The organism is Streptomyces sp. WG5 (assembly GCF_049974565.1).
Lineage (GTDB): Bacteria > Actinomycetota > Actinomycetes > Streptomycetales > Streptomycetaceae > Streptomyces.
The window spans coordinates 240,797-266,485 of sequence record NZ_JBNGGC010000004.1 but is presented as its reverse complement, the minus strand read 5'-3'; the positions used below and the strand labels follow the sequence as shown (position 1 = coordinate 266,485).

Below are 25,689 nucleotides of genomic sequence, written 5' to 3'. Positions count from 1 at the left end.
CCCGTGACACGACGAACCGACTGGGCCGAGTACGCCTACCCGGACAACGCCTCGCGGGAGCGCGAGCGGGGGAGACCGGGAGACGAAGGCTCCGCCGGGATGGACGGCGGCGCGTACGGGGTGGCGGCGGCCCCGTACGAGACGGGCCTGTCCGCCGTCGCGTACGGGACCGCGGACCCCTTCGCGCCGGACGGTGCCGAGGACCCGCACGACGCGGGTCCGCCCGACGGCGGCGGGGCGCGTCGCGGTGACGGCGGGGTGCGTCGCGGAGGCGGACGGGGCCGTGGAACGGGCGGCGGACGGGGACGCCCGCGGCGCGGGCGTGGGGAGTCGTCCGCCGAGGACGGAGGTGCCACTTCCTCGTCGAGGGCCGAGAAGGGGGAGCCTCCGCGGGACCCGGTCGAGCAGGCACGGGCGATCTGCCTGCGCCTGCTCACCGGGACCCCGCGCACCCGCAAGCAACTCGCCGACGCGCTGCGCAAGCGGGAGATCCCGGACGAGGCCGCCGAGCAGGTGCTGTCCAGGTTCGAGGAAGTCGGCCTGATCAACGACAGTGCCTTCGCGGAGGCCTGGGTGGAGTCCAGGCATCACGGCCGCGGGCTGGCCCGGCGAGCCCTCGCCAGGGAGCTGCGGACCAAGGGCGTCGACGCCACGCTCATCGACGAAGCGGTCTCACAGATGGACTCCGAGCAGGAGGAGGAGACCGCGCGCGAGCTGGTCGCCCGCAAGCTGCGCGCCACCCGTGGCCTGGACCGTGACAAGAGGCTGCGCCGCCTCGCGGGCATGCTGGCCCGCAAGGGCTACCCCGAGGGTCTGGCCCTGCGGGTGGTCCGTCAGGCGTTGGAGGAGGAGGGCGAGGACACCGAGTTCCTCGGCGACGAGGGATTCTGACCCGGCGCCCGGCCCGTGCCGGGTGACGCGACGGGGGTGCCCGGACCGACGGAACGGCGCCCGGGCCGAGAGGCGGGGCCGGGTTCGTCAACGGCGGCGACAGCCGGGTCCACACCTGCCTGCGGCGTTCCGTGGACGGCCGGTCAGGGAACGGCCACCGGCAGGCCCTCCGCCCGCCACGCCTGGAACCCACCGATCAGATCGGTCGCCCGGCGCAGACCCAGGCGGTGCAGGGACTCCGCCGCCAGGCTCGAGGCGTAGCCCTCGTCGCACACCACGACGACGCGCAGGTCATGGCCCGTGGCCTCCGGCAGGCGGTGGCTGCCCCGCGGGTCCAGGCGCCACTCCAGTTCGTTGCGTTCGATCACCAGGGCGCCCGGAAGCACGCCGTCCCGCTCGCGCAGGGCGGCGTACCGGATGTCGACCAGCAGCGCCGTGCCGGCCTCGGCGGCGTCGTACGCCGCGCGCGGTGCGATGCGCCGGTAACCGCTGCGCACCTGCTCCAGCAGAACGTCGATTCCGATCGGCTCGCTCACTGCCAGTCCTCCGGACGTTCGACCTGCTCCAGGCGCAGGGTCTGGCCGCTGCGGCTGTAACGGCGGATCTGCGGCAGGGGCGGGTAGTAGGCGTGTACGGAGACCGCGTGCCGGTCGGGTGACGCGTTGAGTACGTCGTGCACGTGGTGCCGGCCGAAGGCGCGTCCCTCACCGGCGGGCAGGCGGCGTTCCCGGTCCACGCCGTCGGTGAGTTCCAGGGTCTTCCAGCCGTCGGCAGGCAGCCGGGCGGCGAGTGCGTTCTCCGTGAGCTCACCCGCGGCGGTCACGAAGGCGCCGACGGACTCGGCGTGGTCGTGCCAGCCGGTGCCGGTGCCGGGCGGCCAGCCGATCAGCCAGGCCTCGCTGCCGCCCGGTCCGGTCAGCCGCACCCAGGTACGGCCCTTCGGATCGAGGGGGAGGGTGGCGATCAGCTCGGCGTCGGCGGCCGTACGCCGTACGAAGTCGAGGAGCTCGGCATGCGTGGGAGCGGCCGTGGCCGCGGAGGAACGCGCAGGAGCGGGGGAAGAGACAGACACGAGTTACCGTCCGGTGGATTTCGCGAGGGCGCGCGGCGCCGAACCGAGCGGCGCGCACGAAGAAAGTGATGCGAATTCAGCAGGACGGGCGACACACGCAGCCCGCATAGCGGACGAGGTCCATATGGACCCTCCGCCACAGGCGCACACAGGTGTCGGTCACGATTCGGAGTAGACCATGGCGGTGTGGGCCGGTCAACTCACCGTCACCCTACGGACACGCCGGGCCGCAGGCGGCAGCCGGCAGCAAGAGCCAGAGCCACCGGCGAACACCCGGACGGCCGGTCAGCGGGGCCCGGCCGCGGCCCCCGCCCCCGCCCCCGCCTCCTTCTCCGTGGCGGCGGTGCCTTGCGTGGCCGCCACCGCCCCGCCCACCGCCGCCTCCGCAGCCGCGTACAGGTCGGCCGGGCGCACCCCGTTCAGCGCCGTGACCAGGTGACCGTCGGGCCGCACCAGCAGCACCGTGTGGGCGGCGGCCCCCGGATAGGCCTCGGCGACCAGCAGCTCGGCGTGGTGGGGCAGCGCCGTCACCGCCGCCGCCAGCCGGGGCATGATCCCGGCGGTCACCCAGTGCTTGCGGTCCCAGACACCCGTGCCCGGCGCGATCAGCAGCACCAGCAACGCCCCGCGCCCGAGCCGGTCGCGCAACCGTACGAACGTGCCGTCCTCCGCCGTGACCCGCACGTCGACGACGGGCACCCCGGGCGGTGTGCCGACCGGCACCTCCCCGGCGAGCTGCCCGGGCGCGAGCGGCGAGTCGGCGTACGTCCCCGGCGCACCCAGCGCTCCACGCCCCAGGTGACCGTCCGCGAGCAGCGCGTCGTTGCCGCGGGACGAGCCGGGGACGTAGGAACGCAGGCCCCCGCCGCCGCGCAGCAGCGGCAGTACCTGGTCGGCGGCGCGCAGTCGTGCGGCGATCGCCGTGCGCCGCTCCTGCTCGTAGCTGTCGAGCAGTGCCTCGCGCGGCCCGTGATGCCAGGCCAGGGCCAGTTTCCAGGCGAGGTTGTCGGCGTCCAGCAGCCCCTCCTCGAGCCCTTGCGTGCCCAGCGCGCCCAGCAGATGGGCCGCGTCCCCGGCGAGGAGCACGCGGCCCGCCCGCCAGCGGCGGGCCAGCCGGTGGTGGACGGTGTGGACTCCGGTGTCGAGGAGTTCGTACGACGGGGGCGACCCGCCGGCCCAGCCGGTGAGGGTCTCGCGGACCCGGTTGACCAGCAGTTCGGGCGTGACCAGGTCCTTGCCGGGGGGCAGCAGCCAGTCCAGACGCCACACGCCTTCCGGCAGCGGTCGGCCGACGATCTCGCCGGCCGTCGGGCCCGACGTGCGCCACGGCGGCACCCGGTGGAGCAACGCCTCGTCGGTCCACGGGAGTTCCGTGCGCAGTGCGGCCACGGCGTAGCGTTCCACCGCCGTACGGCCGGGGAAACGGATGTCCTGGAGCTTGCGGACGGTCGAGCGGGGGCCGTCGCAGCCGACCAGGTAACTGCCGCGCCACCAGGTGCCGCTGGGGCCGCGGGTGTGGGCCGTGACGCCGGAGGTCTCCTGTTCGATGCCGTCCAGGCGGCTGCCGGACGCGATCCTGACGAGCGGCTCGTGGGAGAGCGCCGTGCGCAGGACGCCGGTCAGCTCGTGCTGGGCGATGTGCAGCGGCGCCGGGTCGGTCTCGCCGAAACCGACCTCGCGCGTCACCTGCTTGCGCCGCATCGACCGCCATCCGGCCCAACGGAGCCCGAGTCCCGTCAGCGGTGTGCCGGTCAGCCGCTCGACGAGGGCGACGGCGTCCTCGCGCAGGACGACGGTGCGTGCCGGACGCGGTTCGTCCTTGCCGGGCCCTTCGTCGAGGACGACACAGGGCACCTCCTGCCGCGCCAGCGCCAGGGCGAGCGTGAGCCCGACGGGCCCCGCTCCGGCGATGATCACCGGATCCACGGTGCGGTGCCCCCTGCCCGTGGCGGTGTCCCGGGGGACGCAGGTGAACAGGACGTTGGAGCGGGGTGCACGGTCACAGAACGTATGCAACCTATTGCCGCCGCCCGCGTCAAGCGACGGAGGCAGTGGCGATCACGCCACTGCCTCCGTCGATGGTCCTACGAGGTGACCGAGTGTCAGGTGTTTCCGGCGGTGCCGGTCGCGTCGGATCCGGCGACGCCGGCGTCGTCGGCCTTGAGTACCGCACCGGTCGACTTCTTGGCCCGCCGCAGCCTCCGCTCCAGCCAACTCGCGAAACTGGTGAGGAGGAAGTTGAGCGCGATGAAGAGGACGGCGACCACGGTGAAGCTGGCGATCACATTGGCACCGTAGTAGCCGCTCATCGTGTTGGCCGACGCGAGCAGCTCGGGGAAGGTCAGGACCGCGCCGCCGAGCGCGGTGTCCTTCAGGATCACGACGAGCTGGCTGACGATGGCCGGCAGCATCGTGGTGACCGCCTGCGGCAGGAGGATGGTCCGCATCAGCTGGCCCTTGCGCAGGCCGATCGCCAGCGCCGCCTCGGACTGGCCCTTGGGCAGGGCGAGGATGCCCGCCCGGACGATCTCCGCGAGGACGGAGGCGTTGTAGAGCACCAGGCCCGTGACCACCGCGTACAGCGGACGGTCGTCCGAGCTGACGCTGGTGTACTCGGCGAAGAGCGCGAGGCCGAAGATCATCAGGACCAGCACGGGGATGGACCGGAAGAACTCGACCACGACCGCGGCCGGCACGCGTACCCACACGTGGTCCGAGAGCCGGGCGATGCCGAGGGCCGCGCCGAGCGGCAGCGCGATGACCATCGCGAGGGCAGCCGCCTTCAGCGTGTTCTCCAGGCCCGGCCAGATGTAGGTCGACCACGCCTCGGAGCCGGAGAAGAACGGCTCCCACAGGGCCCACTCCAGCTGGCCCTTGTCCTTGAGTGTGCCGAACACCCACCACAGCAGGGCCGCGAGGGCGACCAGGAAGACGACCGTGAGGACGACGTTGCGCCGCTTGGCCCGGGGGCCCGGGGCGTCGTAGAGAACGGAACTCATCGCTTCACCGCCACCTTCTTGCCCACCCAGCCGAGAATCAGGCCGGTCGGCAGCGTCAGAACCACGAAACCGAAGGCGATGACCGCGGAGATCAACAGCAGTTGTGCCTCGTTCTCGATCATCTCCTTCATCAGGAGCGCCGCCTCGGCGACACCGATGGCCGCCGCCACCGTCGTGTTCTTGATGAGCGCGATCAGCACGTTCGCCAAGGGGACGACGGACGAGCGGAACGCCTGGGGCAGCACGACGTGCCCCAGCACCTGACCGAAACTGAGCCCGATCGCCCGGGCCGCCTCCGCCTGCCCGACCGGCACGGTGTTGATGCCGGAGCGCAGCGCCTCGCACACGAAGGACGAGCTGTAGAGGATCAGGCCGAGGACGGCGAGGCGGAAGTTGATCGTCTCGACGTCGTTCGCGCCGAGGGACACTCCCAGCGTCTGGTTGAGGCCCAGCGAGGTGAACAGGATGATCACGGTCAGCGGGATGTTCCGTACGATGTTCACGTACGCGGTCCCGAAACCGCGCATCAACGGCACCGGTCCGACCCGCATGGCGGCCAGTATGGTGCCCCAGATCAGGGAGCCGACGGCCGAGAGTACAGCGAGCTGCACTGTCGTCCAGAAGGCCTCCAGCAGGTCGTAATCCTGAAGAAAGTCGAACACGATCTCCCGCGCTTCCGCGTGTAGGGATGCCCGCCCCGGTGCGCCGCCCCTTCCGGAGGACGGCGCACCCTGTCAGGCCCGGCCTCAGCTCTTGACGTCGCCGATCTTCGGCGCCGGCTCGTTCTTGTAGTTGGCCGGGCCGAAGTTGTCCTTCACGGCCGTCTCCCAGGCACCGTCGGCGTACATGGCCTCGAGCGCGTCGTTGATCTTGTTCTTGAGGTCGCTGCCCTTCTTGACGCCGATGCCGTAGTTCTCGTTGGTCATCTTGAAGCCGGCCAGCTTGAACTTGCCCTTGAACTGGGACTGCGCGGCGTAACCGGCGAGGATCGAGTCGTCGGTGGTCAGCGCGTCGATGGCGCCGTTCTGTAGACCGGGCAGACAGGCCGAGTAGGTCGGGTACGGCTGCAGCTGCGCCTTGGGCGCCAGCTTGTCCTTGACGTTCTGCGCCGAGGTCGAGCCGGTGACCGAGCAGAGCTTCGCGTCGTTCAGGTCCTCCGGCGACTTGATCGTGTCGTCGTCGGCGCGGATCAGCACGTCCTGGTGGGCCAGCAGGTAGGGGCCGGCGAAGTCGACCTTCTCCTCGCGCTTGGGAGTGATCGAGTACGTCGCGGCGATGAAGTCGACGTCGCCGCGCTGCAGCATGGTCTCGCGGTCGGCGCTCTTCGACTCCTTCCACTCGATCTGGTCCTCGGTGTAGCCGAGCTTCTTGGCGACGTACGTGGCGACGTCCACGTCGAAGCCCTCGTAACCGTCCGGGGTCTTCTGGCCGAGGCCCGGCTGGTCGAACTTGATGCCGATGGTGATCTTCTTGTCGCCACCACCGGACGAGCTGCTGTCGTCTCCGTCGTCGGAGCCGCACGCGGTGGCGGTGAGGGCGAGGGCGAACACGGCGGCCGAGGCGGCGGTGACCTTGCGGAGCTTCATGGTGGACATCCTTTGGCTGTGATCGAGCTGTGATCGAACTGCGATCGGACGATCAGAGGGATCAAGTGATCGGATGCGGCCGACGGGGGTGGGCCGCCAGGGCGGGCGGCGCGGTACGCCGGGGCCGCGCCGGGAGCGTCAGTGGTGCAGGATCTTCGACAGGAAGTCCTTGGCGCGGTCACTGCGCGGGTTGCTGAAGAACTGGTCCGGCGTGGCCTCTTCGACGATGCGGCCGTCCGCCATGAACACCACGCGGTTGGCCGCCGACCGGGCGAAGCCCATCTCGTGCGTGACCACGATCATGGTCATGCCTTCGCGGGCGAGCTGCTGCATGACCTCCAGCACCTCGTTGATCATCTCGGGGTCGAGAGCCGACGTCGGCTCGTCGAACAGCATGACCTTCGGGTCCATGGCCAGCGCCCGCGCGATGGCGACGCGCTGCTGCTGACCGCCGGAGAGCTGCGCGGGGTACTTGTCCGCCTGGGCGCTCACGCCGACGCGGTCGAGCAGGGCGCGGGCCTTCTCCTCGGCCGTCTTGGCGTCGGCCTTGCGGACCTTGATCTGGCCCAGGGTGACGTTCTCGAGCACGGTCTTGTGCGCGAAGAGATTGAAGGACTGGAAAACCATGCCGACGTCGGCCCGGAGCCTGGCGAGCTCCTTGCCCTCGGCGGGCAGCGGCATGCCGTCGATCGCGATCGATCCTGAGTCGATGGTCTCCAGGCGGTTGATGGTGCGGCACAGGGTGGACTTACCGGACCCGGAGGGCCCGATGACCACGACAACCTCGCCGCGGGTGATCGTCAGGTCGATGTCCTGGAGCACGTGCAACGCGCCGAAGTGCTTGTTGACACTCTTCAGGACGACCAGTTCGCCGGTCGCGGCCACATCTTCCTTGGCCACCGATACTTTGGTCATCGCTCTCGGGCTCCGTCCTCCTCGGTTTCGGAGGACAGTAGTAACGCCGAACGACCTGCGTCTCTACATCTGAGGGGAATCTGAGCATCACGATCCGATAGCAATCGGACACGAGTCGTAGCACTTGTGAGCAGGGTGCATATCGGCCGGATAACTTCGAGCGGCCGCAACCGGAACCCTCTTGACGCCGTCCCCCTCCATCAGCGTCACTGCACAAGGTGCACGCGTGCGTGCACGCGTCTTTCTACCCACGTCAGGCGTACGGCCGATGAACCGAAGGAGGCCCGGATGAGACTGCTGCTCGTCGAGGACGACAACCACGTAGCCGCCGCCCTGTCCGCGATCCTCGCGCGGCACGGCTTCGACGTCACCCACGCGCGCAGCGGCGAGGAGGCACTCCAGGCACTCGTCCCCGAAGGCGACTGCTTCGGCGTCGTCCTGCTCGACCTCGGCCTGCCCGACCAGGACGGGTACGAGGTCTGCGGCAAGATCCGCAAGCGCACGAGCACTCCGGTCATCATGGTCACCGCCCGCGCGGACGTCCGCTCCCGCATCCACGGCCTCAACCTCGGCGCCGACGACTACGTGGTCAAGCCGTACGACACCGGCGAGCTGCTCGCCCGCATCCACGCCGTCAGCCGGCGCACCGCCCACGAGGACGCCCCGGGGAGCGCCCAGGCCGTGGTCCGCCTCGGAGCGGTGCGCATCGAACTGTCGACGCGTCAGGTCAGCGTGGAGGGTTCGGCCGTCCAGCTCACCCGCAAGGAGTTCGACCTCCTCGCCCTGCTCGCGCAGCGCCCCGGGGTGGTCTTCCGCCGGGAGCAGATCATCAGCGAGGTCTGGCGCACCAGCTGGGAGGGGACCGGGCGCACGCTGGAGGTGCACGTCGCCTCCCTGCGCGCCAAGCTGCGCATGCCGGCGCTCATCGAGACCGTCCGCGGCGTCGGCTACCGCCTCGTCGCCCCCACCGGATAGCGGGGCCGGGTGGGCACGCGTCTGCTCCCGCTGCTCATCGTCCTGATGGCGGCCGTACTGCTCGCACTCGGCGTTCCGCTCGGCGTCAGCGTCGCCCGCGCGGAACAGCAGAAGGTCGTCATCGACCGCATAGACGACACGGCGCGCTTCGCCGCGCTCGCCCAGTTCGTCACCGAGGACGTGCCGGGCGGTTCGCGGCGGACGACCACGGACGAACGCCTGGAGACCCTGCAGACCGAACTCATCAGCTACTACGAGGTGTACGGCATCAAGGCGGGCGTCTTCTACCGCAACCACATTCCGATGGCCAACGCGCCCACGACCTGGTTCCTGCCCCAGGCCGGCGAGGTCCGCGACTCCTTCGACGAGGCGCTGCTCAGCCGCCGCAGCCACGACCCGCAGCAGGTGTGGCCCTGGGAGGACGGCCGGCTCGTCGTCGCCTCGCCGGTCATCCGGGACGGGGACGTGGTCGCGGTCGTCGTCACCGACTCGCCCACCGACTCGATGCGGTCGCGCACCCTGCACGGCTGGCTGGTCATCGGCGCCGGAGAGGTCGCCGCGATGCTGCTCGCCGTGGGCGCCGCGCTCCGGCTGACGGGCTGGGTGCTCAGACCCGTACGCGTGCTGGACGCCACCACCCACGACATCGCCACCGGGCGGCTCAAGTCCCGGGTCGCGCCGGCCGGGGGACCGCCGGAACTCAGACGCCTGGCCCGGTCCTTCAACGAGATGGCGGACCACGTGGAGGACGTGCTGGAGCAACAGCGCGCCTTCGTCGCCGACGCCTCGCACCAGCTGCGCAATCCCCTCGCGGCACTGCTGCTGCGCATCGAACTGCTCGCCCTGGAGCTCCCCGAGGGCAACGAGGAGATCGCCTCCGTCCAGACCGAGGGCAAACGCCTGGCCCGGGTCCTGGACGACCTGCTCGACCTCGCACTGGCCGAGCACAGCCAGGCCGACCTGAAGGTCACCGACATCGGCGCGCTGGCCGCCGAACGGCTGGCGGCCTGGTCCCCGACGGCCGACGCCAAGGGCGTACGGCTGGTGGGGGACTGCCCACCGACCACGGGCTGGGCCGACCCCGTGACGCTGTCCAGCGCCCTGGACGCGGTCATCGACAACGCGCTGAAGTTCACGCCGGTCGACGAGACCGTCCGGGTCACGGTGGCGTCCACCGGCAAAGCCGCGACCGTCGTCGTCACCGACAACGGTCCCGGGCTGACCGACGAGGAACTCGCGCGCGTGGGTGACCGCTTCTGGCGCAGCGGCCGGCACCAGAACATCAAGGGCTCCGGCCTCGGCCTGTCCATCTGCCGGGCACTGCTCGCGGCGGGCGACGGCTCGATCTCCTTCGGCCACCACGAACCGCACGGCCTCGAGGTGACGGTCACGGTGCCGAGGTCGGGACCGGGCGTGCCCAAGGAGCCGGGTGCGCGGAAGGAGCCGGGTGCGTGGAAGGAGCCGGAGCAGCCCTACGGCTTCACCGACCGGTAGTAGCGCCGGGCGCCCTCGTGCAGCTCCAGCGGGGCGGTGTAGATCGCGGTACGCAGGTCCACCAGCTGCGCGGAGTGCACGGTCGCCCCGATGCCGTCGCGGCTGTCGAGCACCGTCCTGGTCAGCCACTCGGTGAGCCGCGGATCCATGTCCGCGCGGGTCACCAGCAGGTTGGACACCGCCATCGTGGGCACCACCGCGCCGTTCTGCACGGTGGGGTAGGCCGACTCCGGCATGTTGGTGGTGCGGTAGTAGCGGGTCGCGCCGCCGGATTCGTGCAGTTCGGTGACGAGGTCCTCACCGATCGGTACGAACCGGAAGGCGGAGGTCTCCGCGATCTGCCTGAGTCCGTCCGTCGGCACCCCACCCGACCAGAAGAGCGCGTCGAGCTCGTCGCCCAGCCGCCCGGGGCCGGTGTCGATCCCGTCCGCCCGGGGCGTGATGTCCTCCTCCGGGTCGATGCCCACGGCCTTCAGCAGCCGGGTGGCGATCAGCCGTACGCCCGAGTTCGGCAGCCCGATGGCCACTCGCTTGCCGCGCAGGTCGGCGACGGACTGGATGTCCGAGTCGCCCGGCACCACGAGCTGCACGTAGTCGTCGTAGAGACGGGTGACGCCGCGCAGCTCCTCGGCGCCGGGACGGCCGGCGATCTTGTACGTCTCCACCGCGTCGGCCGCGGCGATCGTGAAGTCGGCCTCGCCGGACGCCACCCGCTCGACGTTCTCCTGCGAACCCGCGCTGGTCGTCAGCCGCACCTCCAGACCCGGCATGTCCTTGCGCAGCTCGGTGCGCAGCAGCTCGCCGTACTTCTGGTAGACGCCCGCGCGGGTGCCCGTGCTGAAGGTGACCGTGCCGCCCGGCGGCCTCTCGCCCAGCGGCAGCAGCCACCACAGCAGCAGACCGAGGGCGACGGCACCGGCGACGGCGCCCCGCACGGCCCGGCGCCTGCCGATACGGGAGAGCAGCGTGGACATGGACGCGATCCTGCCAGTCCGCAACCCCACTGACCAGGGCCGCGCTCACACGGCGACCGCTCGGGCGCGCGGGGCCGGTTGTCGGTGGCGCTCGCTACAGTCGTCGACATGAGCTCCTCGCCCGCCGACCTGGTCCGCGCCTTCCACCTCGCCTTCGGGCTGGACGCCCGCACCACTCCGACCGAGGTCTCGCCCGACCTGGCCGCCCACAGAGCCGAGCTGCTCGCCGAGGAAGCCGCGGAGGTCGCCGAGGTGTCGGTGGCCGGCCCGCTCGACCGGCTCGCGCACGAACTGGCCGACGTGGTCTACGTCGCGTACGGCACGGCTCTCGTCCACGGCATCGACCTCGACGCGGTGATCGCCGAGGTCCACCGCTCCAACATGACCAAGCTGGGCCCCGACGGCCGGGCCAGCCGCAGAGCCGACGGCAAGGTCCTCAAGGGCGAGCACTACGAGGCTCCGGACGTGCCGGGCGTACTGCGCCGGCAGGGGTGGGCGCCGGGGACGGCGGAGACACCGTAGACCCCGGGCGTCTGACAGGGGTGCGCGGAGCGGTCCGGGGCCGCGACGTTGTCCCGCGGCCTGCCATGCCGTAGGTCGTCACGTCGTACGGCGGGACAGGGACGGCGCATCGACGTGGTGGCCCGCACCGCCCGCCTCCGGCTGCGCGAGGTGGCGACGTCGACGTGCCACGACCCCGGCACCTGTGTACCGGGGTCGTGTCGGTCCGGCGCCGAACGCCGGCCCTGGTGGGGTCAGTCGCCCACCGACGCCTCCGCCCCCGCCGTGCGAGGCGTCCCAGCGGCCCCGCCGGTCCCACCGACCCCGTCGGCAGGGCCGGCGGGGCGGTCGGGATGGTCGCGGCGACGGAAGAGACGGGTCGCCAGCGGCTCGGTGAAGCGGGCGGTGAGGGGGCCGAGGATGACCAGGATGAGGACGTAGGCCGTGGCCAGCGGGCCCAGGGACGGTTCGATGCCGGCCGAGACGGCGAGGCCCGCGATGACGATCGAGAACTCGCCGCGGGCCACCAACGCGCCGCCCGTGCGCCAGCGGCCCTTGACGGAGATCCCCGCGCGCCGCGCCGCCCAGTACCCGGTGGCGATCTTCGTCACGGCGGTGAGCAGCGCCAGCGCGAGCGCGGGCAGCAGGACCGGGGGAATGCTGGCCGGATCGGTGTGCAGTCCGAAGAAGACGAAGAAGACCGCGGCGAACAGGTCCCGCAGCGGGCTCAGCAACGTGTGCGCGCCCTCCGCGACCTCGCCGGACAGCGCGATCCCCACGAGGAACGCACCCACCGCGGCCGACACCTGGAGCTGCTGCGCGACACCGGCGACCAGGATCGTCAGACCCAGCACCACCAGCAGCAGCTTCTCCGGATCGTCACTGGAGACGAACCTCGAGATCAGACGGCCGTAGCGCACCGCCACGAACAGCACCAGCCCCGCCGCGGCCAGCGCGACCGCCAGCGTGATGCTCCCGGTCATCAGCCCGGCACCGGCGACCAGGGCCGTGACGATCGGCAGGTACACCGCCATCGCCAGGTCTTCCAGGACCAGCACACTCAGGATCACCGGGGTCTCCCGGTTGCCGACGCGGCCGAGATCGCCGAGCACCTTGGCGATGACACCGGACGACGAGATCCACGTCACCCCGGCGAGCACGACGGCGGCCACCGGGCCCCAGCCCAGCAGCAGTGCGGCCACCGCGCCCGGCACCGCGTTGAACGCGCAGTCGACGAGGCCGGCCGGATAGTGGGACTTGAGGTTGGTGACCAGGTCACCGGCCGTGTACTCGAGGCCCAGCATCAGCAGCAGGAGGATGACGCCGATCTCGGCGCCGATGGCGACGAACTCCTCGCTCGCGCCCAGCGGCAGCAGCCCGCCCTCGCCGAACGCCAGACCGGCCAGCAGATAGAGCGGGATCGGGGAGAGCCGGTACCGGCCGGCGAACCGGCCGAGCAGCCCGAGCCCCAGGATGATGGAACCGAACTCGATCAGCAGAACCGCGGAGTGCACCGGCTCACTCCTGCCCGAGTATCGTCGCGGCCGCGTCGACGCCCTCGCGGGTGCCGATGACGATCAGTGTGTCACCACCCACCAGACGGAAGTCCGGCGCCGGCGACGGGATGGCCTCGGCCCGCCGCAGCACCGCGACGATCGACGCGCCGGTCTCGGTCCGCATGCACGTCTCGCCCAGCAGCCGGCCGTTCCAGCGGGATGTGGCGGCCACCTCGATACGCTCGGCGACCAGCCCCAGATCCGTGGTGTAGAGCAGGTTCGCGCTGTGGTGGGACGGCTTCAGCGCGTCGATCAGCGCGCCCGCCTCCGATGCGGCCAGGCGGAGCGAGTGCGCGCAGGAATCGGGGTCGTCGGCCCGGTACACGTTCACCGTTCGGGCGCCGTCGCGGTGTGCCACCACCGACAGATGGCGGTGTTCGCGGGTCACCAGGTCGTACTGGACCCCGATACCCGGCAGCGGCGTCGCCCTCAGGCGTGGAGCTGACACGAGCTTTCCCCTCATTCGTCCTGCATCTCTTGCTTCGCTTCGCGCACGTACGTGACGTGCTCGCGACCTCGCCATGCTGTCATCCACACGTACGGTGGCGATATGGGTGTCGTGACGGATATACGCAGCCGGGTCCGGGCGGCGAAGGTGGTTGCGGCGGTGTCGTGCACGAAGGCCGGGAGGAGCGGGAAGAGGACCGTGTCGCTGTTCTGGCGGATCTTCCTGCTCAACGCCGCGGGCCTGGTCGTCGCCACCGCGCTGCTGCTGGGACCGGTCACCGTGTCGACGCCCGTCCTGGCCGGCGAGGCGCTGGTACTGCTGGCCGGCCTCGCGGCGCTGCTGGCCGGCAACGCGGTCGTCCTGCGCATAGGACTCACCCCGCTGCACCGGCTCGGCCGGGCCATGGCCACCGCCGACCTGCTGGTGCCCGGGGCCCGCCCCGCGGTCGCCGGGCCGGCCGAGGCGGCCCAGCTGATCGCGACGTACAACACGATGCTGGACCGGCTCCAGGCAGAGCGCGCCGCGGGCGCCGGCCGCGCGCTGCAGGCCCAGGAACGCGAACGCCACCGCATCGCCCGTGAACTCCACGACGAGGTGGGCCAGACCCTCACCGCCGTCCTCCTCCAGCTCAAGCGTGTCGCCGACCGGGTGCCCAGGGAGCTGCGCGAGGAGGTGTCCCTGGCACAGGAGGCCACCCGGGCCGGTCTCGACGAGATCCGCCGCATCGCCCGCCGTCTGCGCCCCGGCGTCCTGGAGGAGCTCGGTCTCGCCAGCGCCCTGCGCTCGCTCGCCGCCGAGTTCACCCACCACGGGCTGACCGTCCACCACCATGTCCCCGGCGACCTGCCCCCGCTCGGCCCGGATGCGGAACTCGTGATCTACCGGGTCGCCCAGGAGGGCCTGACCAACACCGCCCGCCACGCCGCCGCGGACCGCGCGGAGCTCAGCCTCCGCCCGCTGCCCGCCGGCGTCGAACTGCTCGTACGCGACAACGGCACCGGCCTCGGCGAGGCCCCCGAGGGCGCCGGCATCCGCGGCATGCGTGAACGGGCCCTGCTGATAGGAGCCGAGATCCACTTCGAACCCGCCCCCGGACGGGGCACCGACGTACGCCTGCGCGTCCCGGTCCCGCGGGGGGACCGGACCGGGAACCGAGCCGAGGGCGCGTTCGGGGCGCCGAGCGGAAACCGAGCCCGCGGCGGAATCGGGGGGCCGACCGGAAACCCGGCCGGGGACGAGACGGGGGCGCGGTCCGTGGTCCGGGCCGTGGGCGTGGCCGGTACCGGGCCCGTGGTCCGGGCCGGGGACGCGGCCGGGACCGAGTCCGTGGACCGGGCCGGGGACGCGGTCGGGGACCGTTCCGCAGACCGGACCGGAGACCGTCCCTGATGTCCGCCCGGCCCCCGATCCGCGTCCTGCTCGCCGACGACCACACCCTCGTGCGCCGCGGAGTGCGCCTCATCCTGGACGGCGAACCGGACCTGACCGTCGTCGCCGAGGCCGGGGACGGCGCCGAGGCCGTCGCGGCGGCGCGGGCCACCGAGGTCGACCTCGCCGTCCTGGACGTCGCCATGCCCCGCATGACCGGCCTCCAGGCGGCCCGCGAACTCTCCCGCCGCCTGCCCGAGCTGCGCATCCTCATCCTGACCATGTACGACAACGAGCAGTACTTCTTCGAGGCTCTCAAGGCCGGTGCCTGCGGCTACGTCCTCAAATCCGTCGCCGACCGCGACCTGGTCGAGGCGTGCAGGGCGGCCGTACGCGACGAGCCGTTCATCTACCCGGGCGCCGAGCGGGCCCTGGTCCGGTCCTACCTGGACCGCCTGCACAGTGGGGACGGCCTGCCCGAGCGGCCCATCACGGAACGCGAGGAGGAGATCCTCAAGCTCGTCGCCGAGGGCCACACCTCGAAGGAGATCGGTGAGCTGCTGTTCATCAGCGCCAAGACCGTCGAACGGCACCGCGCCAACCTCCTCCAGAAGCTCGGCGTCCGCGACCGCCTGGAACTCACCCGGTACGCGATCCGCGCGGGCCTCATCGAGCCATGACCACGGGAGACGGCCATCAGCTCCGACCAGTCCTGACCGGCCTCGGCCCCGGTTGTCCACAGGCGGCCGGGGCCATCGCCGCCGACCGCCTACCCTTAGGGCCATGAGCAGCATCGACCGGAGCCAGTCAGTGGGCGGCACACGCACCTATGAAGTACGCACCTACGGGTGCCAGATGAACGTCCACGACTCCGAGCGATTGTCCGGGCTGCTGGAGGACGCGGGCTACGTCCGCGCCCCCGAGGGGGCCGACGGCGACGCGGACGTGGTCGTCTTCAACACCTGCGCCGTGCGGGAGAACGCCGACAACAAGCTGTACGGCAACCTCGGCCGCCTCGCCCCGAGGAAGGCGAGCCGGCCCGGGATGCAGATCGCGGTCGGCGGCTGCCTGGCGCAGAAGGACCGCGACACCATCGTGAAGCGGGCGCCCTGGGTGGACGTCGTCTTCGGCACGCACAACATCGGCAAGCTGCCCGTCCTGCTGGAGCGCGCCCGTGTGCAGGAGGAGGCGCAGGTCGAGATCGCCGAGTCCCTGGAGGCGTTCCCGTCCACGCTGCCGACCCGGCGCGAGAGCGCGTACGCGGCCTGGGTCTCCATCTCCGTCGGCTGCAACAACACGTGCACCTTCTGCATCGTCCCGGCGCTGCGCGGCAAGGAGAAGGACCGGCGCCCCGGTGACATCCTCGCCGAGATCGAGGCCCTGGTCGCCGAGGGTGTCTCCGAGATCACCCTCCTCGGGCAGAACGTCAACGCCTACGGCTCCGACATCGGCGACCGCGAGGCCTTCAGCAAGCTGCTGCGCGCCTGCGGCAGCATCGACGGCCTGGAGCGCGTCCGGTTCACGTCCCCGCACCCGCGCGACTTCACCGACGACGTCATCGCCGCCATGGCCGAGACGCCCAACGCGATGCCGCAGCTGCACATGCCGCTCCAGTCCGGCTCCGACCCGGTGCTGAAGGCGATGCGCCGCTCCTACCGGCAGGAGCGCTACCTGGGGATCATCGAGAAGGTGCGCGCCGCCATCCCGCACGCGGCGATCACCACGGACATCATCGTGGGCTTTCCCGGCGAGACCGAGGAGGACTTCGAGCAGACCCTGCACGTGGTGCGCGAGGCCCGGTTCGCCCAGGCCTTCACCTTCCAGTACTCCAAGCGGCCCGGGACCCCGGCCGCCGAGATGGACGACCAGATCCCCAAGGCGGTCGTCCAGGAGCGCTACGAGCGTCTCGTCGCCCTCCAGGAGGAGATCTCCTGGGAGGAGAACAAGAAGCAGGTCGGCCGCACCCTGGAGCTGATGGTCGCCGAGGGCGAGGGCCGCAAGGACGGCGCCACCCACCGCCTCTCCGGCCGTGCCCCCGACAACCGCCTGGTGCACTTCACCAAGCCCGCCCAGGAGGTCCGGCCGGGCGACGTGGTGACGGTGGAGATCAGCTACGCCGCTCCGCACCACCTCCTCGCCGAGGGCGAGGTGCTCGGTGTGCGCCGCACGCGCGCGGGTGACGCCTGGGAGAAGCGCAACGAGGCCGAGCGGGCCAAGCCCGTGGGTGTGATGCTGGGCCTGCCGAAGATCGGCGCTCCCGAGCCCCAGCCCGCCGTGGCGAGCGGCTGCGGCTGCGACTGACCGCAGGCCGGGCGGCCACGGAGGGCGGCGCGGGGTTACGCTGCCGATCATGCTTGTCGCCGCCGCTGTCTGCCCCTGTCCGCCGCTCCTCGTGCCGGAGGTCGCCGCGGGTGCCGCACCCGAAATGGACGCCGTGCGTGCCGCGTGCACGGACGCGCTGGGCGTGCTCGCCGCCGCCCGGCCCGACCGGCTCGTGGTCGTCGGTCCCGGTAGCGGGGCCGACGCCGGGCTCGAGGCCTACCCGCAGGGCGCGCGGGGTTCCTTCCGCGGCTTCGGCGTGGACCTGGAGGTGAGCCTGGGCCCGGACCGCGCGCCGGGGGAGCAGAGCGGGCCCCGGCTGCCGTACGGGCCGGCCGTGGGCGCCTGGCTGCTCGGACGGACCGGGTGGGCCGACGCCCCCGTCGAGGGCATCGGCGTGGGGGAGGCCTTCCCCGCCGGGCGCTGCGCCGCCGTCGGACGGGACGTCGCCGCTCGGGCCGGGCGGGTGGCCCTGCTCGTGCTGGGCGACGCCAGTGCGTGCCGCACGCTCAAGGCCCCCGGATACCTCGATGAGCGGGCGGCGCCCTTCGACGCGGAGGTGGGGCGTGCGCTGGGAGCGGCGGACGTGGCGGCTCTCGCGGCGCTGGACGTCGCGCTGGCCCGCGAGCTCAAGGTGTCCGGCCGGGCGCCCTGGCAGGTGCTGGCGGGCGCGGCCGAGGGCACGGACCTCGTCGGCACGCTGCTGTACGAGGACGCGCCGTACGGGGTGGGGTACGTCGCGGCCACCTGGTCGTAGCCGGGGCGGGAACGGCCGTCGGCGGGGCGGGCAGCGAGGTCGGCACGGCGTCGGAGGACGGCGGCGGCGCGGCCGTGGGACGGCGTCCCGGTGCGAGCCGGCGGACGGTCCGGAGCTGAGCCGCTCGTGACCGTCCGCCGATGTGCCGGTGACCCGCCGGTGCCCCGAAGAGCGCGGGTCAGGAAGCCGGAGGCGGCCCGGCCGGCGGGCCGGCGCCCGGTGTGCCGCCGCTTTTGTCCGTTCCTCCGGCGTCCTTGTGGGCGAGGCGGTCCATGGCGCCCTTGGCCTTGCCCGTACCCGTCTGGATCCGGTCGCTGTACTTGCCCTTGGTCCTCTCGTCTACGGTCCTCGCCACCTTGTCGAGACCGCGGTCGATCTTGTCCCCGTGCTGCTGCGCGAGGTCGGAGACCTTGCCCTTGGCCGGTCCCAGCTTGGCCTTCAAGTTGTCCAGGAGACCCATGGTTCGCCTTCCCTCACGGGGCAGTCAGGTGCGGGCGCCCTTGTCGGCCTCGTTGTCGACGGCCTCCCCGGCGGACTGCTGCTTGGGGATGCCGACACTGTCCGCGTCGGCGGAGTCGGCGGAGTCCGCAGCGTCGGTGGCCTCGTCGGCCTCCGCGGGCCGAGTGGTGTTCCGGGGGCCGGCGTCGGATGTGACCGCGGCTTCCGCCGCGTTCTCCTCCGCCGCAGGCCCGGACTCCGGGGTGCCGGCGGCCGGCGTGCCGGCGGCCGAAGCCTCCTCCGTGGTGTTCGACCTCCGAAAAAGCCGTGCAAAAACGCCCATATCAACAACTCCATAGGTTACTCGTGCGGGCGAAATCCCGCGGCATCCGGTGCGTCCGTTTGCGTGGCCGGGGCCATGGCCCCGGTGGTCCGGGGCGCGGGAACCTCGCAACGGGCAACGATCCCGGCCCCACGCCGTCACGTAACTCGTTCGAGGGCCGAGCGAGAGGTTTGCGAGACTGGTGCGGTGAGCAGCGCATCCCCCGCCCCCCGCGTCATCGCCGTAGTCGGACCCACCGCGGCCGGAAAGTCCGATCTGGGCGTCTTCCTGGCCCAGCGGCTGGGCGGTGAGATCGTCAACGCCGACTCCATGCAGCTCTACCGTGGGATGGACATCGGTACCGCCAAGCTGACGCCCGAGGAGCGCGGTGGCGTCCCGCACCACCTTCTCGACATCTGGGACGTGACGGTCACGGCGTCCGTCGCCGAGTACCAGCGGCTGGCGCGGGAGCGCATCGACGCGCTGCTCGCCGGGGGCCGCTGGCCGATCCTCGTCGGCGGCTCCGGCCTCTACGTCCGCGGCGCCGTCGACCACCTGGAGTTCCCGGGCACCGATCCCGAGGTCAGGGCCCGGCTGGAGCAGGAGCTGGAACTACGGGGCCCGGGAGAGCTGCATACCCGCCTGGCCGCCGCCGACCCGGAAGCCGGGCAGGCCATCCTGCCCAGCAACGGGCGCCGGATCGTGCGCGCCCTGGAGGTGATCGAGATCACCGGCAGGCCCTTCACCGCCAACCTCCCCGGCCACGACTCCGTCTACGACACCGTGCAGATCGGCGTCGACGTGGCGCGCCCCGAACTGGACGAGCGCATCGCCCGCCGGGTCGACCTGATGTGGGAGGCGGGCCTGGTCGACGAGGTGCGCTCCCTCGAGGCGCAGGGGTTGCGCGAGGGGCGTACGGCGTCGCGTGCGCTCGGCTACCAGCAGGTACTCGCGGCGCTCGCCGGTGAATGCACGCTCGACGAGGCGCGGGCCGAGACCGTCCGTGCCACCAAACGCTTCGCGCGCCGTCAGGATTCGTGGTTCAGGCGCGATCCGCGGGTGCACTGGTTGAGTGGGGCTGTGGCGGATCGCACGGAACTTCCGGGGCTCGCCCTGTCGTTGGTCGAACGACCGGTTACAGCCTGATCACGTGATGGCATCGGGACGCCCCGGCCGTCATCCGGCCCTTCGGCGGCGTGCCATCATCGAGCTTCGATCGACCTAGTGAGTCCTAGTTGGGAGGGCGCGTGGCGATGGAGGCCGGCCCTCACAACACCGCACCGAGCACCGAGAACGGCACCGCCGACCACGGCGGGCCGGAGCCGGACGGAGGCGCTCTGAGCCCCGACGGGCCCGACGAGGCGCAGGAGCGCGTGGCCACCGACGGCCCCGAGCCCGACGAGATGTACGGGGACGAGGTCGAGGTCGAACTGCGTCCGCAGCGACGACTGCGGATCTGGCAGCTCGCGCCCATCGTGTGCCTGGCCGCGGTCGGCTCCCTGATGTTCGCCTTCCCGCTCGCCTTCGACTTCGGCGACAGCGGTGCCGTGATCGCGATGCTGGGGCTGCTGATCTGCTCCTGCGCGGCCGGCTGGGGCATGATGGCCGCCCGCCGGGTCGGCTACACCTGGCCGGGCCTGCCGCAGCGCGCCTCGGGGCGCCGTGCCGACTGGCGGATGATCCTCGCGTACGCCCTGGCGGTCGCCGCCGTCGTCGTCCTGGCCGTGTGGCGGGTGGCCCGCCTGCGCGGCTGACGCGTGCCCGCCGCCGCGGGGCGGCAGCCCACGCGCACGCGACGGCGTCCCGCTCCGGTCCGTCCGCACACGGTGGGGCGGGGCGGCCCACGGGCGCCCGCGACAGCGAAGCGCGGGCATGGACGACGGTTCCCCGTGGCAGCCCGGCGCGCCCACACACGAGCCGGGCCCCTGTCCGCGCGCGCCCCGCTCCGCGTCGTCCGCCGGAGCCACGCCGTACGATCGAGGAATGAGCACGCGGATCGCCTTCCTCAAGGGTCACGGTACCGAGAACGACTTCGTGATCGTTCCCGATCCGGAGAACGCCATCGACCTGCCCCCCGCTGCCGCCGCCGCCCTCTGCGACCGCCGCGCGGGCATCGGCGGCGACGGACTGCTGCACGTGGTGCGGTCCGCGGCGCACCCCGAGGCCAGGGACATGGCGGCCGAGGCGGAGTGGTTCATGGACTACCGCAACGGCGACGGTTCCGTCGCCGAGATGTGCGGCAACGGCGTGCGGGTCTTCGCGCGCTACCTCCAGCACGCCGGGTACGCCACCGAGGGCGACCTGACCGTCGCCACGCGCGGGGGCGTGAAAACCGTGCACATCGCCAAGACCGCGTCCGACGGCGGCTTCGCCGCGGGGGACATCACCGTCGGCATGGGTCGCGCGCTCCTCCCCGAGGGCGACGTCGTGGTGAGCGTCGACGGGCGCAGCTGGCCCGCGCGGAACGTGAACATGGGCAACCCGCATGCGGTCGCCTTCGTCGCCGACCTCGCCCACGCGGGCGACCTGCACTCCCCGCCGCCCTACGAGCCCGCCACCGCCTACCCGGACGGAGTCAACGTCGAGTTCGTGGCCGACCGCGGCCCCCGCCACGTCGCGATGCGCGTGCACGAACGCGGCTCCGGTGAGACCCGCTCCTGCGGCACGGGCGCGTGCGCCGTCGCCGTCGCCACCGCCCGCAGGGACGGCGCCGACCCGGCGGTCACCGGCACGCCTGTGACGTACACCGTCGACGTGCCCGGCGGCACCCTGGTGATCACGGAGCGACCCGACGGCGAGATCGAGATGACGGGCCCCGCGGTGATCGTCGCCGAGGGCGAGTTCGACTCCGGATGGCTGGAAGGGGTACTCGCCTGAACCACAGGCCCGGTGCACGGCACTCGGCCCAGGGCATCAAGCCGTGACACTCAGTGCGAAAACGTAATTCCTCGGACCATCGCTCGAATGGGTGATCCGTTTCACGCTCGGCGAGAGGCGGTCGGCCGCACGTGATCGGCTCGATAGCATCAAGCACCGGCCCGGACGGGGGACCGACACCATCCCCTGAGCCGTGTCCGCCCTGGGATACCCCGTCCGCCGGTCCGTGCAGCCGGAGGTGCCCATGAATGCGGAGGCCGTGAATCCAGCGAGCCCAGGCCCTGTGACGCCCACAGCCACCGGCGCCGTCGTGCCGACGGCGCCGCGCAGGAAGGCCCGCCCCCGGATCGACCTGCGCCGCCTGGGCCGCGCCGCACTGCTCGGCTCCGCCGCCCGCGGCCGGCTGCCCGACGCCATCGGCCACGTCGCCGAGGCGCACCGCGCCCATCACCCCGACGCCGACCTCGACCCGCTGCGCCGCGCCTACGTGCTGGCCGAGTCGTCGCACCGGGGCCAGATGCGCAAGAGCGGCGAGCCGTACATCACCCACCCCCTCGCCGTGACCCTGATCCTCGCCGAACTGGGCGCGGAGACCACCACGCTGACCGCCTCCCTCCTCCACGACACCGTCGAGGACACCGACGTGACCCTCGACCAGGTCGGCAAGGAGTTCGGCGCCGAGGTCCGCTACCTCGTCGACGGCGTCACCAAGCTGGAGAAGGTCGACTACGGCGCCGCCGCCGAGCCCGAGACCTTCCGCAAGATGCTCCTCGCCACCGGCAACGACGTCCGCGTGATGTCGATCAAACTGGCCGACCGGCTGCACAACATGCGCACCCTCGGCGTCATGCGCCGCGAGAAACAGGAGCGCATCGCCAAGGTGACGCGGGACGTGCTCATTCCGCTCGCCGAGCGGCTCGGCGTGCAGGCGCTCAAGTCCGAGCTGGAGGACCTTGTCTTCGCGGTCATGCACCCCGAGGAGTACGAGCGCACGCGGAAGCTGGTCGACGAGAACGCCGCCCGCGCGGACGATCCGCTCGCCGCGGTCGCCGACGAAGTACGGGGCGTGCTCCGCGAGGCCGACATCCCGGCCGAGGTCCTCATCCGGCCCCGCCACTTCGTCTCCGTACACCGTGTCTCCCGCACACGGGGACCGCTGGGTGGCGCGGACTTCGGCCGCCTCCTGGTGCTCGTACAGGAGGACGCCGACTGCTACGCCGTCCTGGGCGAGCTGCACACCTGCATGACGCCCGTCGTCTCGGAGTTCAAGGACTTCATCGCCGTCCCCAAGTTCAACCTGTACCAGTCGCTGCACACCGCCGTGGCCCGCGCGAAGGACGGACAGGTCGTCGAGGTCCTCATCCGGACCCACCAGATGCACAAGGTCGCCGAGGCCGGAGTCGTCGCGCTCGGCAATCCCTACGCGCCCCCGTCGGAGGAGCAGACCGCGGGCGACGGCGAGCGCGCCGACCCGACGCGGCCCGGCTGGCTCTCCCGGTTGCTCGACTGGCAGCGGGGCGCCCCCGACCCCGACACCTTCTGGTCCACCCTGCGCGAGGACCTCGCCCAGGACCGGGAGATCACCGTCTTCCGGCCCGACGGCGGCGCCCTCGGTCTGCCCGAGGGCGCGACCTGCGTGGACGCCGCGTACGCCCAGTACGGCGAGGACGCGCACGCGACCCTGGGCGCCCGGGTCAACGGCCGCTTGGCGACCATGAGCACGGTGCTGAAGGACGGCGACACCGTGCACCTGCTGATGGGGCAGGACCCCGCCTCCGAGCCCTCCCGGGAGTGGCTGGAGCACGCCCACACGCCCGCCGCGCGGATCGCCATCCAGCGCCGGCTCGCCGCCCACCCGGAGCCGGTGCCCGCCGAAGCGCAGGAGGCACCCCGAGGTCCCGCCGCCGGCGAGGCGCCCGCCCCGCGCCCGACGTCCGACGGGCCGGCCGCCCGCCCCGCCTCCGCCGACGTCCTCGTCGATCCGCCGGGCGCGACCGTACGGCTGGCCGGCTGCTGCACCCCCGTACCGCCCGACGAGATCACCGGCTTCGCCGTGCGCGGAGGCGTGGTGACCGTGCACCGCTCGGGGTGCGCCGTGGTGGCGCGCATGAAGAGCGCGGGGCGCGCGGAGGTCGGCGTGCGCTGGGGGGAGAGCACCCAGTGCCGGGTCACCCTGCTCGCCGAATCGTTCGGCCGCCCGCACCTCCTGGCCGACCTCACGGAGGCCATGGCCGTCGAAGGCGCCGAGATCGTCTCCGCGACCGTCGAACCCCCCGACCGGCAGCGGGTCCGCCACACCTACACGGTCCTGCTTCCGGACGCGGCCCGGCTGCCCGCCCTCATGCGCGCGATGCGAGACGTGGCCGGGGTGTACGACGTGAGCAGATCGCAACCGCAGACCACGGGCGCCTGAGCCGGACCGGCCGTGAGCCCACGGGCGTCCGAGCCGGACGAGCCGAATACCCAGGCGTCCGAGCCGGACCGGTCGTCAGGCCAGGGGCGTCCGAGCCGGACCGGCCGTGGGACGCAGCCGGACCGGTCGCCGGAACGTACGCCCGTTCGAGTGCCCCGGGGGGCGCGCCGTCGCCGCGGCGCACGCGCGCGCTGATAGCCGTGGGGCATGCTGCACACCCCTCACACCCCCGCTCCGCCGCACCGCGCGCGAGTCCGCCGCCGGCTCAGGGCCGCGGCGCTGCTCGCCTCGGCCGTCTCCGTCTGCCTGGTCGCCGCGAGCGCCCCGCCGGCCCCCCTGGGCGTCGGCGACCGGCTCTTCCCGCACCTGGGCAACCCCGGCTACGACGTGGCGGCGTACGACCTCTCCTTCACCTACTCCGGCAGCAACAGCGAGCCGCTGCAGGCCGTCACCACCATCGACGCCCGCACGACGGCCGCCCTGGACCGGGTCAACCTCGACTTCGCCCACGGAAGGGTCGACTCCGTCGAGGTCGACGGCGTGCGCGCCGGCTTCGCCACGGCCGGCGAGGACCTCGTCGTCACGCCCGCGGGCGGGCTCGACGCGGGCGAGCGGATGCGCATCACCGTGCGGCACACCAGTGACCCCGTGTACCCGGAGGACCGGGAGGGCGGCTGGGTGCGCACCGCCGACGGCCTCGCCATGGCCAACCAGGCCGATGCCGCCCACCTGGTCTTCCCCTGCAACGACCACCCCTCCGACAAGGCCCGGTTCACCTTCCGGGTCACCGCCCCCGACGGGCTCACGGCCGTCGCGAACGGTCTGCCGGCAGGAGCGGACCGGTCCGGCGGATCGACCACCTGGACGTACCGGACCGGGCACCCCATGGCCACCGAGCTGGCCCAGGTCTCCATCGGCCGCTCCACGGTGCTGCACCGCACCGGCCCGCACGGACTGCCCCTCCGGGACGTCGTGCCGACGAAGCACCGCGCGGCGCTGGAACCGTGGCTGACGAAGACCACCGGCCAGATCGCGTGGATGGAGGGCAAGGTCGGGCGCTACCCCTTCGAGACGTACGGTCTGCTCATGGCCGACGCCGCCACCGGTTTCGCACTCGAGACCCAGACGCTCTCCCTCTTCGAGCGGGACTTCTTCACCGAACCGGGCTACCCGAAGTGGTACGTCGAGTCGATCATGGTGCACGAGCTGGCCCACCAGTGGTTCGGCAACAGCGTCAGCCCGGCCGGCTGGTCCGACCTGTGGCTGAACGAGGGACACGCCACCTGGTACGAGGCGCTGTACGCGGAGGAGACCGCGGACCAGTCCCTGGAAGCGCGCATGAAGGACGCCTACGACCTCCGACCGCTGGCGCGCGGCGGGTGGACCGCCGGCCGCCCCCGAGCCGCCCGCGTCCGGCGACAAGATCGGCATCTTCCGGCCCAACGTCTACGACGGCGCGGCCCTCGTGCTCTACGCCCTGCGCCAGGAGATCGGCCGCCCGGCCTTCGAGCGCGTCGAGCGTGAATGGGTCACCCGGCACCGGGACGGCACGGCGACGACCGCCGACTTCGTCCGGCTCGCCTCCGAGATCTCCGGCCGCGGCCTGGACGACTTCTTCCAGGCCTGGCTCTACGGGGAGAAGACCCCGCCGATGCCCGGCCACCCGGACTGGAAGCCCACGGCGGCCGGCCAGGCTCCGAAAGCCGCCACCGAGAGGGCGCACGAGAAATAAGCCGGTGACGAGACGGTCCGTGCCGTGCGACCATCATCAGGACGGCACGGCA

General features: G+C 72.3%; 24 protein-coding genes and 2 pseudogenes. 13 read left to right on the top strand and 13 right to left on the bottom strand.

Annotated features, from left to right (window positions below):
* Positions 1–3 precede the first annotated feature (3 nt).
* Positions 4–891 carry a recombination regulator RecX gene (recX, locus tag ACP4IX_RS06380; RefSeq protein ID WP_426554957.1) on the top strand — a complete coding sequence of 296 codons (888 nt, stop codon included), beginning with the start codon at positions 4–6 and terminating at the stop codon, positions 889–891.
* Positions 892–1,034: 143 nt separating this feature from the next.
* On the opposite strand, the gene ACP4IX_RS06375 is transcribed toward recX, so the two are convergent.
* The 8 genes from ACP4IX_RS06375 to ACP4IX_RS06340 form a co-directional block, all read right to left on the bottom strand.
* A complete protein-coding gene (locus tag ACP4IX_RS06375) occupies positions 1,035–1,427 on the bottom strand; it encodes a rhodanese-like domain-containing protein (protein ID WP_426554956.1) in 393 nt (130 codons plus the stop codon).
* Complete coding sequence (locus tag ACP4IX_RS06370) at positions 1,424–1,963, bottom strand: cysteine dioxygenase (protein ID WP_426554955.1); 540 nt, start codon at positions 1,961–1,963, stop codon at positions 1,424–1,426. The genes ACP4IX_RS06375 and ACP4IX_RS06370 overlap by 4 nt, the downstream gene beginning before the upstream one ends.
* Before the next feature lie 76 nt (positions 1,964–2,039).
* Positions 2,040–2,111: a putative leader peptide gene (locus ACP4IX_RS06365; protein WP_309544753.1), complete on the bottom strand. Its 72-nt coding sequence runs from the start codon at positions 2,109–2,111 to the stop codon at positions 2,040–2,042.
* 137 nt (positions 2,112–2,248) lie between these two features.
* The gene (locus tag ACP4IX_RS06360; protein WP_426554954.1) at positions 2,249–3,889 is read right to left on the bottom strand and encodes an FAD-dependent monooxygenase; all 1,641 of its coding nucleotides are present in this window, start codon (positions 3,887–3,889) and stop codon (positions 2,249–2,251) included.
* 176 nt (positions 3,890–4,065) lie between these two features.
* Positions 4,066–4,962 (bottom strand): amino acid ABC transporter permease, encoded by an 897-nt coding sequence (locus ACP4IX_RS06355; RefSeq protein WP_426521779.1) that lies wholly within the window; start codon positions 4,960–4,962, stop codon positions 4,066–4,068.
* Positions 4,959–5,624: an amino acid ABC transporter permease gene (locus ACP4IX_RS06350; protein WP_426521780.1), complete on the bottom strand. Its 666-nt coding sequence runs from the start codon at positions 5,622–5,624 to the stop codon at positions 4,959–4,961. The genes ACP4IX_RS06355 and ACP4IX_RS06350 overlap by 4 nt, the downstream gene beginning before the upstream one ends.
* 84 nt (positions 5,625–5,708) lie before the next feature.
* On the bottom strand, positions 5,709–6,548 hold the full coding sequence (locus tag ACP4IX_RS06345; protein WP_426521781.1) for a glutamate ABC transporter substrate-binding protein: 840 nt from the start codon (positions 6,546–6,548) through the stop codon (positions 5,709–5,711).
* A 138-nt stretch (positions 6,549–6,686) separates the two neighbouring features.
* Positions 6,687–7,463: an amino acid ABC transporter ATP-binding protein gene (locus ACP4IX_RS06340; protein ID WP_426521782.1), complete on the bottom strand. Its 777-nt coding sequence runs from the start codon at positions 7,461–7,463 to the stop codon at positions 6,687–6,689.
* A 288-nt stretch (positions 7,464–7,751) separates the two neighbouring features.
* On the opposite strand from ACP4IX_RS06340, the gene ACP4IX_RS06335 reads away from it, so the two are divergent.
* Positions 7,752–8,438: a response regulator transcription factor gene (locus tag ACP4IX_RS06335; protein WP_426554953.1), complete on the top strand. Its 687-nt coding sequence runs from the start codon at positions 7,752–7,754 to the stop codon at positions 8,436–8,438.
* A 9-nt stretch (positions 8,439–8,447) separates the two neighbouring features.
* Positions 8,448–9,932 carry a HAMP domain-containing sensor histidine kinase gene (locus ACP4IX_RS06330; protein WP_426554952.1) on the top strand — a complete coding sequence of 495 codons (1,485 nt, stop codon included), beginning with the start codon at positions 8,448–8,450 and terminating at the stop codon, positions 9,930–9,932.
* Here the strand turns inward: ACP4IX_RS06330 and ACP4IX_RS06325 are convergent.
* Entirely contained in the window at positions 9,911–10,906 is a 996-nt protein-coding gene (locus tag ACP4IX_RS06325) for a TAXI family TRAP transporter solute-binding subunit (protein ID WP_426521785.1), read from the bottom strand. The genes ACP4IX_RS06330 and ACP4IX_RS06325 overlap by 22 nt on opposite strands.
* A 108-nt stretch (positions 10,907–11,014) precedes the next feature.
* On the opposite strand from ACP4IX_RS06325, the gene ACP4IX_RS06320 reads away from it, so the two are divergent.
* On the top strand, positions 11,015–11,428 hold the full coding sequence (locus ACP4IX_RS06320) for a MazG nucleotide pyrophosphohydrolase domain-containing protein (RefSeq protein ID WP_426521786.1): 414 nt from the start codon (positions 11,015–11,017) through the stop codon (positions 11,426–11,428).
* Between the two features lie 233 nt (positions 11,429–11,661).
* Here ACP4IX_RS06320 and ACP4IX_RS06315 read toward each other — a convergent pair whose 3' ends face one another.
* Together ACP4IX_RS06315 and ACP4IX_RS06310 are read right to left on the bottom strand one after the other, a co-directional pair.
* Complete coding sequence (locus ACP4IX_RS06315) at positions 11,662–12,921, bottom strand: cation:proton antiporter (RefSeq protein WP_426521787.1); 1,260 nt, start codon at positions 12,919–12,921, stop codon at positions 11,662–11,664.
* Between the two features lie 4 nt (positions 12,922–12,925).
* On the bottom strand, positions 12,926–13,411 hold the full coding sequence (locus ACP4IX_RS06310; RefSeq protein WP_426521788.1) for a cation:proton antiporter regulatory subunit: 486 nt from the start codon (positions 13,409–13,411) through the stop codon (positions 12,926–12,928).
* Between the two features lie 102 nt (positions 13,412–13,513).
* Here ACP4IX_RS06310 and ACP4IX_RS06305 point away from each other — a divergent pair.
* From ACP4IX_RS06305 to ACP4IX_RS06290, 4 genes and pseudogenes are all read left to right on the top strand, one after another.
* Positions 13,514–14,557: pseudogene (locus ACP4IX_RS06305) on the top strand (sensor histidine kinase); the annotation flags it as partial.
* A gap of 242 nt (positions 14,558–14,799) precedes the next feature.
* A complete protein-coding gene (locus ACP4IX_RS06300) occupies positions 14,800–15,459 on the top strand; it encodes a response regulator (RefSeq protein WP_426521789.1) in 660 nt (219 codons plus the stop codon).
* A gap of 103 nt (positions 15,460–15,562) precedes the next feature.
* Positions 15,563–17,080, top strand: a complete 1,518-nt coding sequence (gene miaB / locus ACP4IX_RS06295; RefSeq protein ID WP_426521790.1) for a tRNA (N6-isopentenyl adenosine(37)-C2)-methylthiotransferase MiaB — start codon at positions 15,563–15,565, stop codon at positions 17,078–17,080.
* Positions 17,081–17,129: 49 nt separating this feature from the next.
* On the top strand, positions 17,130–17,855 hold the full coding sequence (locus ACP4IX_RS06290; protein ID WP_426554951.1) for a class III extradiol dioxygenase subunit B-like domain-containing protein: 726 nt from the start codon (positions 17,130–17,132) through the stop codon (positions 17,853–17,855).
* Positions 17,856–18,033: 178 nt separating this feature from the next.
* Here ACP4IX_RS06290 and ACP4IX_RS06285 read toward each other — a convergent pair whose 3' ends face one another.
* Positions 18,034–18,315, bottom strand: a complete 282-nt coding sequence (locus ACP4IX_RS06285; RefSeq protein ID WP_426521792.1) for an antitoxin — start codon at positions 18,313–18,315, stop codon at positions 18,034–18,036.
* A 24-nt stretch (positions 18,316–18,339) separates the two neighbouring features.
* Positions 18,340–18,636 carry a hypothetical protein gene (locus tag ACP4IX_RS06280; protein ID WP_426554950.1) on the bottom strand — a complete coding sequence of 99 codons (297 nt, stop codon included), beginning with the start codon at positions 18,634–18,636 and terminating at the stop codon, positions 18,340–18,342.
* A 186-nt stretch (positions 18,637–18,822) separates the two neighbouring features.
* Between ACP4IX_RS06280 and miaA the strand changes: the two genes are divergently transcribed.
* The 5 genes and pseudogenes from miaA (at position 18,823) to ACP4IX_RS06255 (ending at position 25,637) form a co-directional block, all read left to right on the top strand.
* A complete protein-coding gene (gene miaA / locus ACP4IX_RS06275) occupies positions 18,823–19,761 on the top strand; it encodes a tRNA (adenosine(37)-N6)-dimethylallyltransferase MiaA (protein ID WP_426554949.1) in 939 nt (312 codons plus the stop codon).
* Positions 19,762–19,868: 107 nt separating this feature from the next.
* Entirely contained in the window at positions 19,869–20,369 is a 501-nt protein-coding gene (locus ACP4IX_RS06270; protein WP_426521882.1) for a hypothetical protein, read from the top strand.
* A 229-nt stretch (positions 20,370–20,598) separates the two neighbouring features.
* Complete coding sequence (dapF, locus tag ACP4IX_RS06265) at positions 20,599–21,492, top strand: diaminopimelate epimerase (RefSeq protein WP_426521795.1); 894 nt, start codon at positions 20,599–20,601, stop codon at positions 21,490–21,492.
* A 244-nt stretch (positions 21,493–21,736) separates the two neighbouring features.
* A complete protein-coding gene (locus tag ACP4IX_RS06260) occupies positions 21,737–23,905 on the top strand; it encodes a RelA/SpoT family protein (protein WP_426521796.1) in 2,169 nt (722 codons plus the stop codon).
* Between the two features lie 207 nt (positions 23,906–24,112).
* Positions 24,113–25,637 (top strand): annotated as a pseudogene (locus tag ACP4IX_RS06255) (M1 family metallopeptidase).
* Positions 25,638–25,689: the final 52 nt, after the last annotated feature.

What these genes read in the sequence shown, in the direction of transcription:
- ACP4IX_RS06280 (WP_426554950.1), bottom strand. Translation starts at nt 18,636, where the DNA reads ATGGGCGTTTTTGCACGGCTTTTTCGGAGGTCGAACACCACGGAGGAG.
- ACP4IX_RS06325 (WP_426521785.1), bottom strand. Translation starts at nt 10,906, where the DNA reads ATGTCCACGCTGCTCTCCCGTATCGGCAGGCGCCGGGCCGTGCGGGGC.
- ACP4IX_RS06320 (WP_426521786.1), top strand. Translation starts at nt 11,015, where the DNA reads ATGAGCTCCTCGCCCGCCGACCTGGTCCGCGCCTTCCACCTCGCCTTC.
- ACP4IX_RS06270 (WP_426521882.1), top strand. Translation starts at nt 19,869, where the DNA reads ATGGAGGCCGGCCCTCACAACACCGCACCGAGCACCGAGAACGGCACC.
- miaB (WP_426521790.1), top strand. Translation starts at nt 15,563, where the DNA reads ATGAGCAGCATCGACCGGAGCCAGTCAGTGGGCGGCACACGCACCTAT.
- ACP4IX_RS06345 (WP_426521781.1), bottom strand. Translation starts at nt 6,548, where the DNA reads ATGAAGCTCCGCAAGGTCACCGCCGCCTCGGCCGCCGTGTTCGCCCTC.
- dapF (WP_426521795.1), top strand. Translation starts at nt 20,599, where the DNA reads ATGAGCACGCGGATCGCCTTCCTCAAGGGTCACGGTACCGAGAACGAC.
- ACP4IX_RS06285 (WP_426521792.1), bottom strand. Translation starts at nt 18,315, where the DNA reads ATGGGTCTCCTGGACAACTTGAAGGCCAAGCTGGGACCGGCCAAGGGC.
- ACP4IX_RS06355 (WP_426521779.1), bottom strand. Translation starts at nt 4,962, where the DNA reads ATGAGTTCCGTTCTCTACGACGCCCCGGGCCCCCGGGCCAAGCGGCGC.
- ACP4IX_RS06340 (WP_426521782.1), bottom strand. Translation starts at nt 7,463, where the DNA reads ATGACCAAAGTATCGGTGGCCAAGGAAGATGTGGCCGCGACCGGCGAA.
- ACP4IX_RS06335 (WP_426554953.1), top strand. Translation starts at nt 7,752, where the DNA reads ATGAGACTGCTGCTCGTCGAGGACGACAACCACGTAGCCGCCGCCCTG.
- ACP4IX_RS06260 (WP_426521796.1), top strand. Translation starts at nt 21,737, where the DNA reads ATGAATGCGGAGGCCGTGAATCCAGCGAGCCCAGGCCCTGTGACGCCC.
- ACP4IX_RS06290 (WP_426554951.1), top strand. Translation starts at nt 17,130, where the DNA reads ATGCTTGTCGCCGCCGCTGTCTGCCCCTGTCCGCCGCTCCTCGTGCCG.
- ACP4IX_RS06300 (WP_426521789.1), top strand. Translation starts at nt 14,800, where the DNA reads ATGTCCGCCCGGCCCCCGATCCGCGTCCTGCTCGCCGACGACCACACC.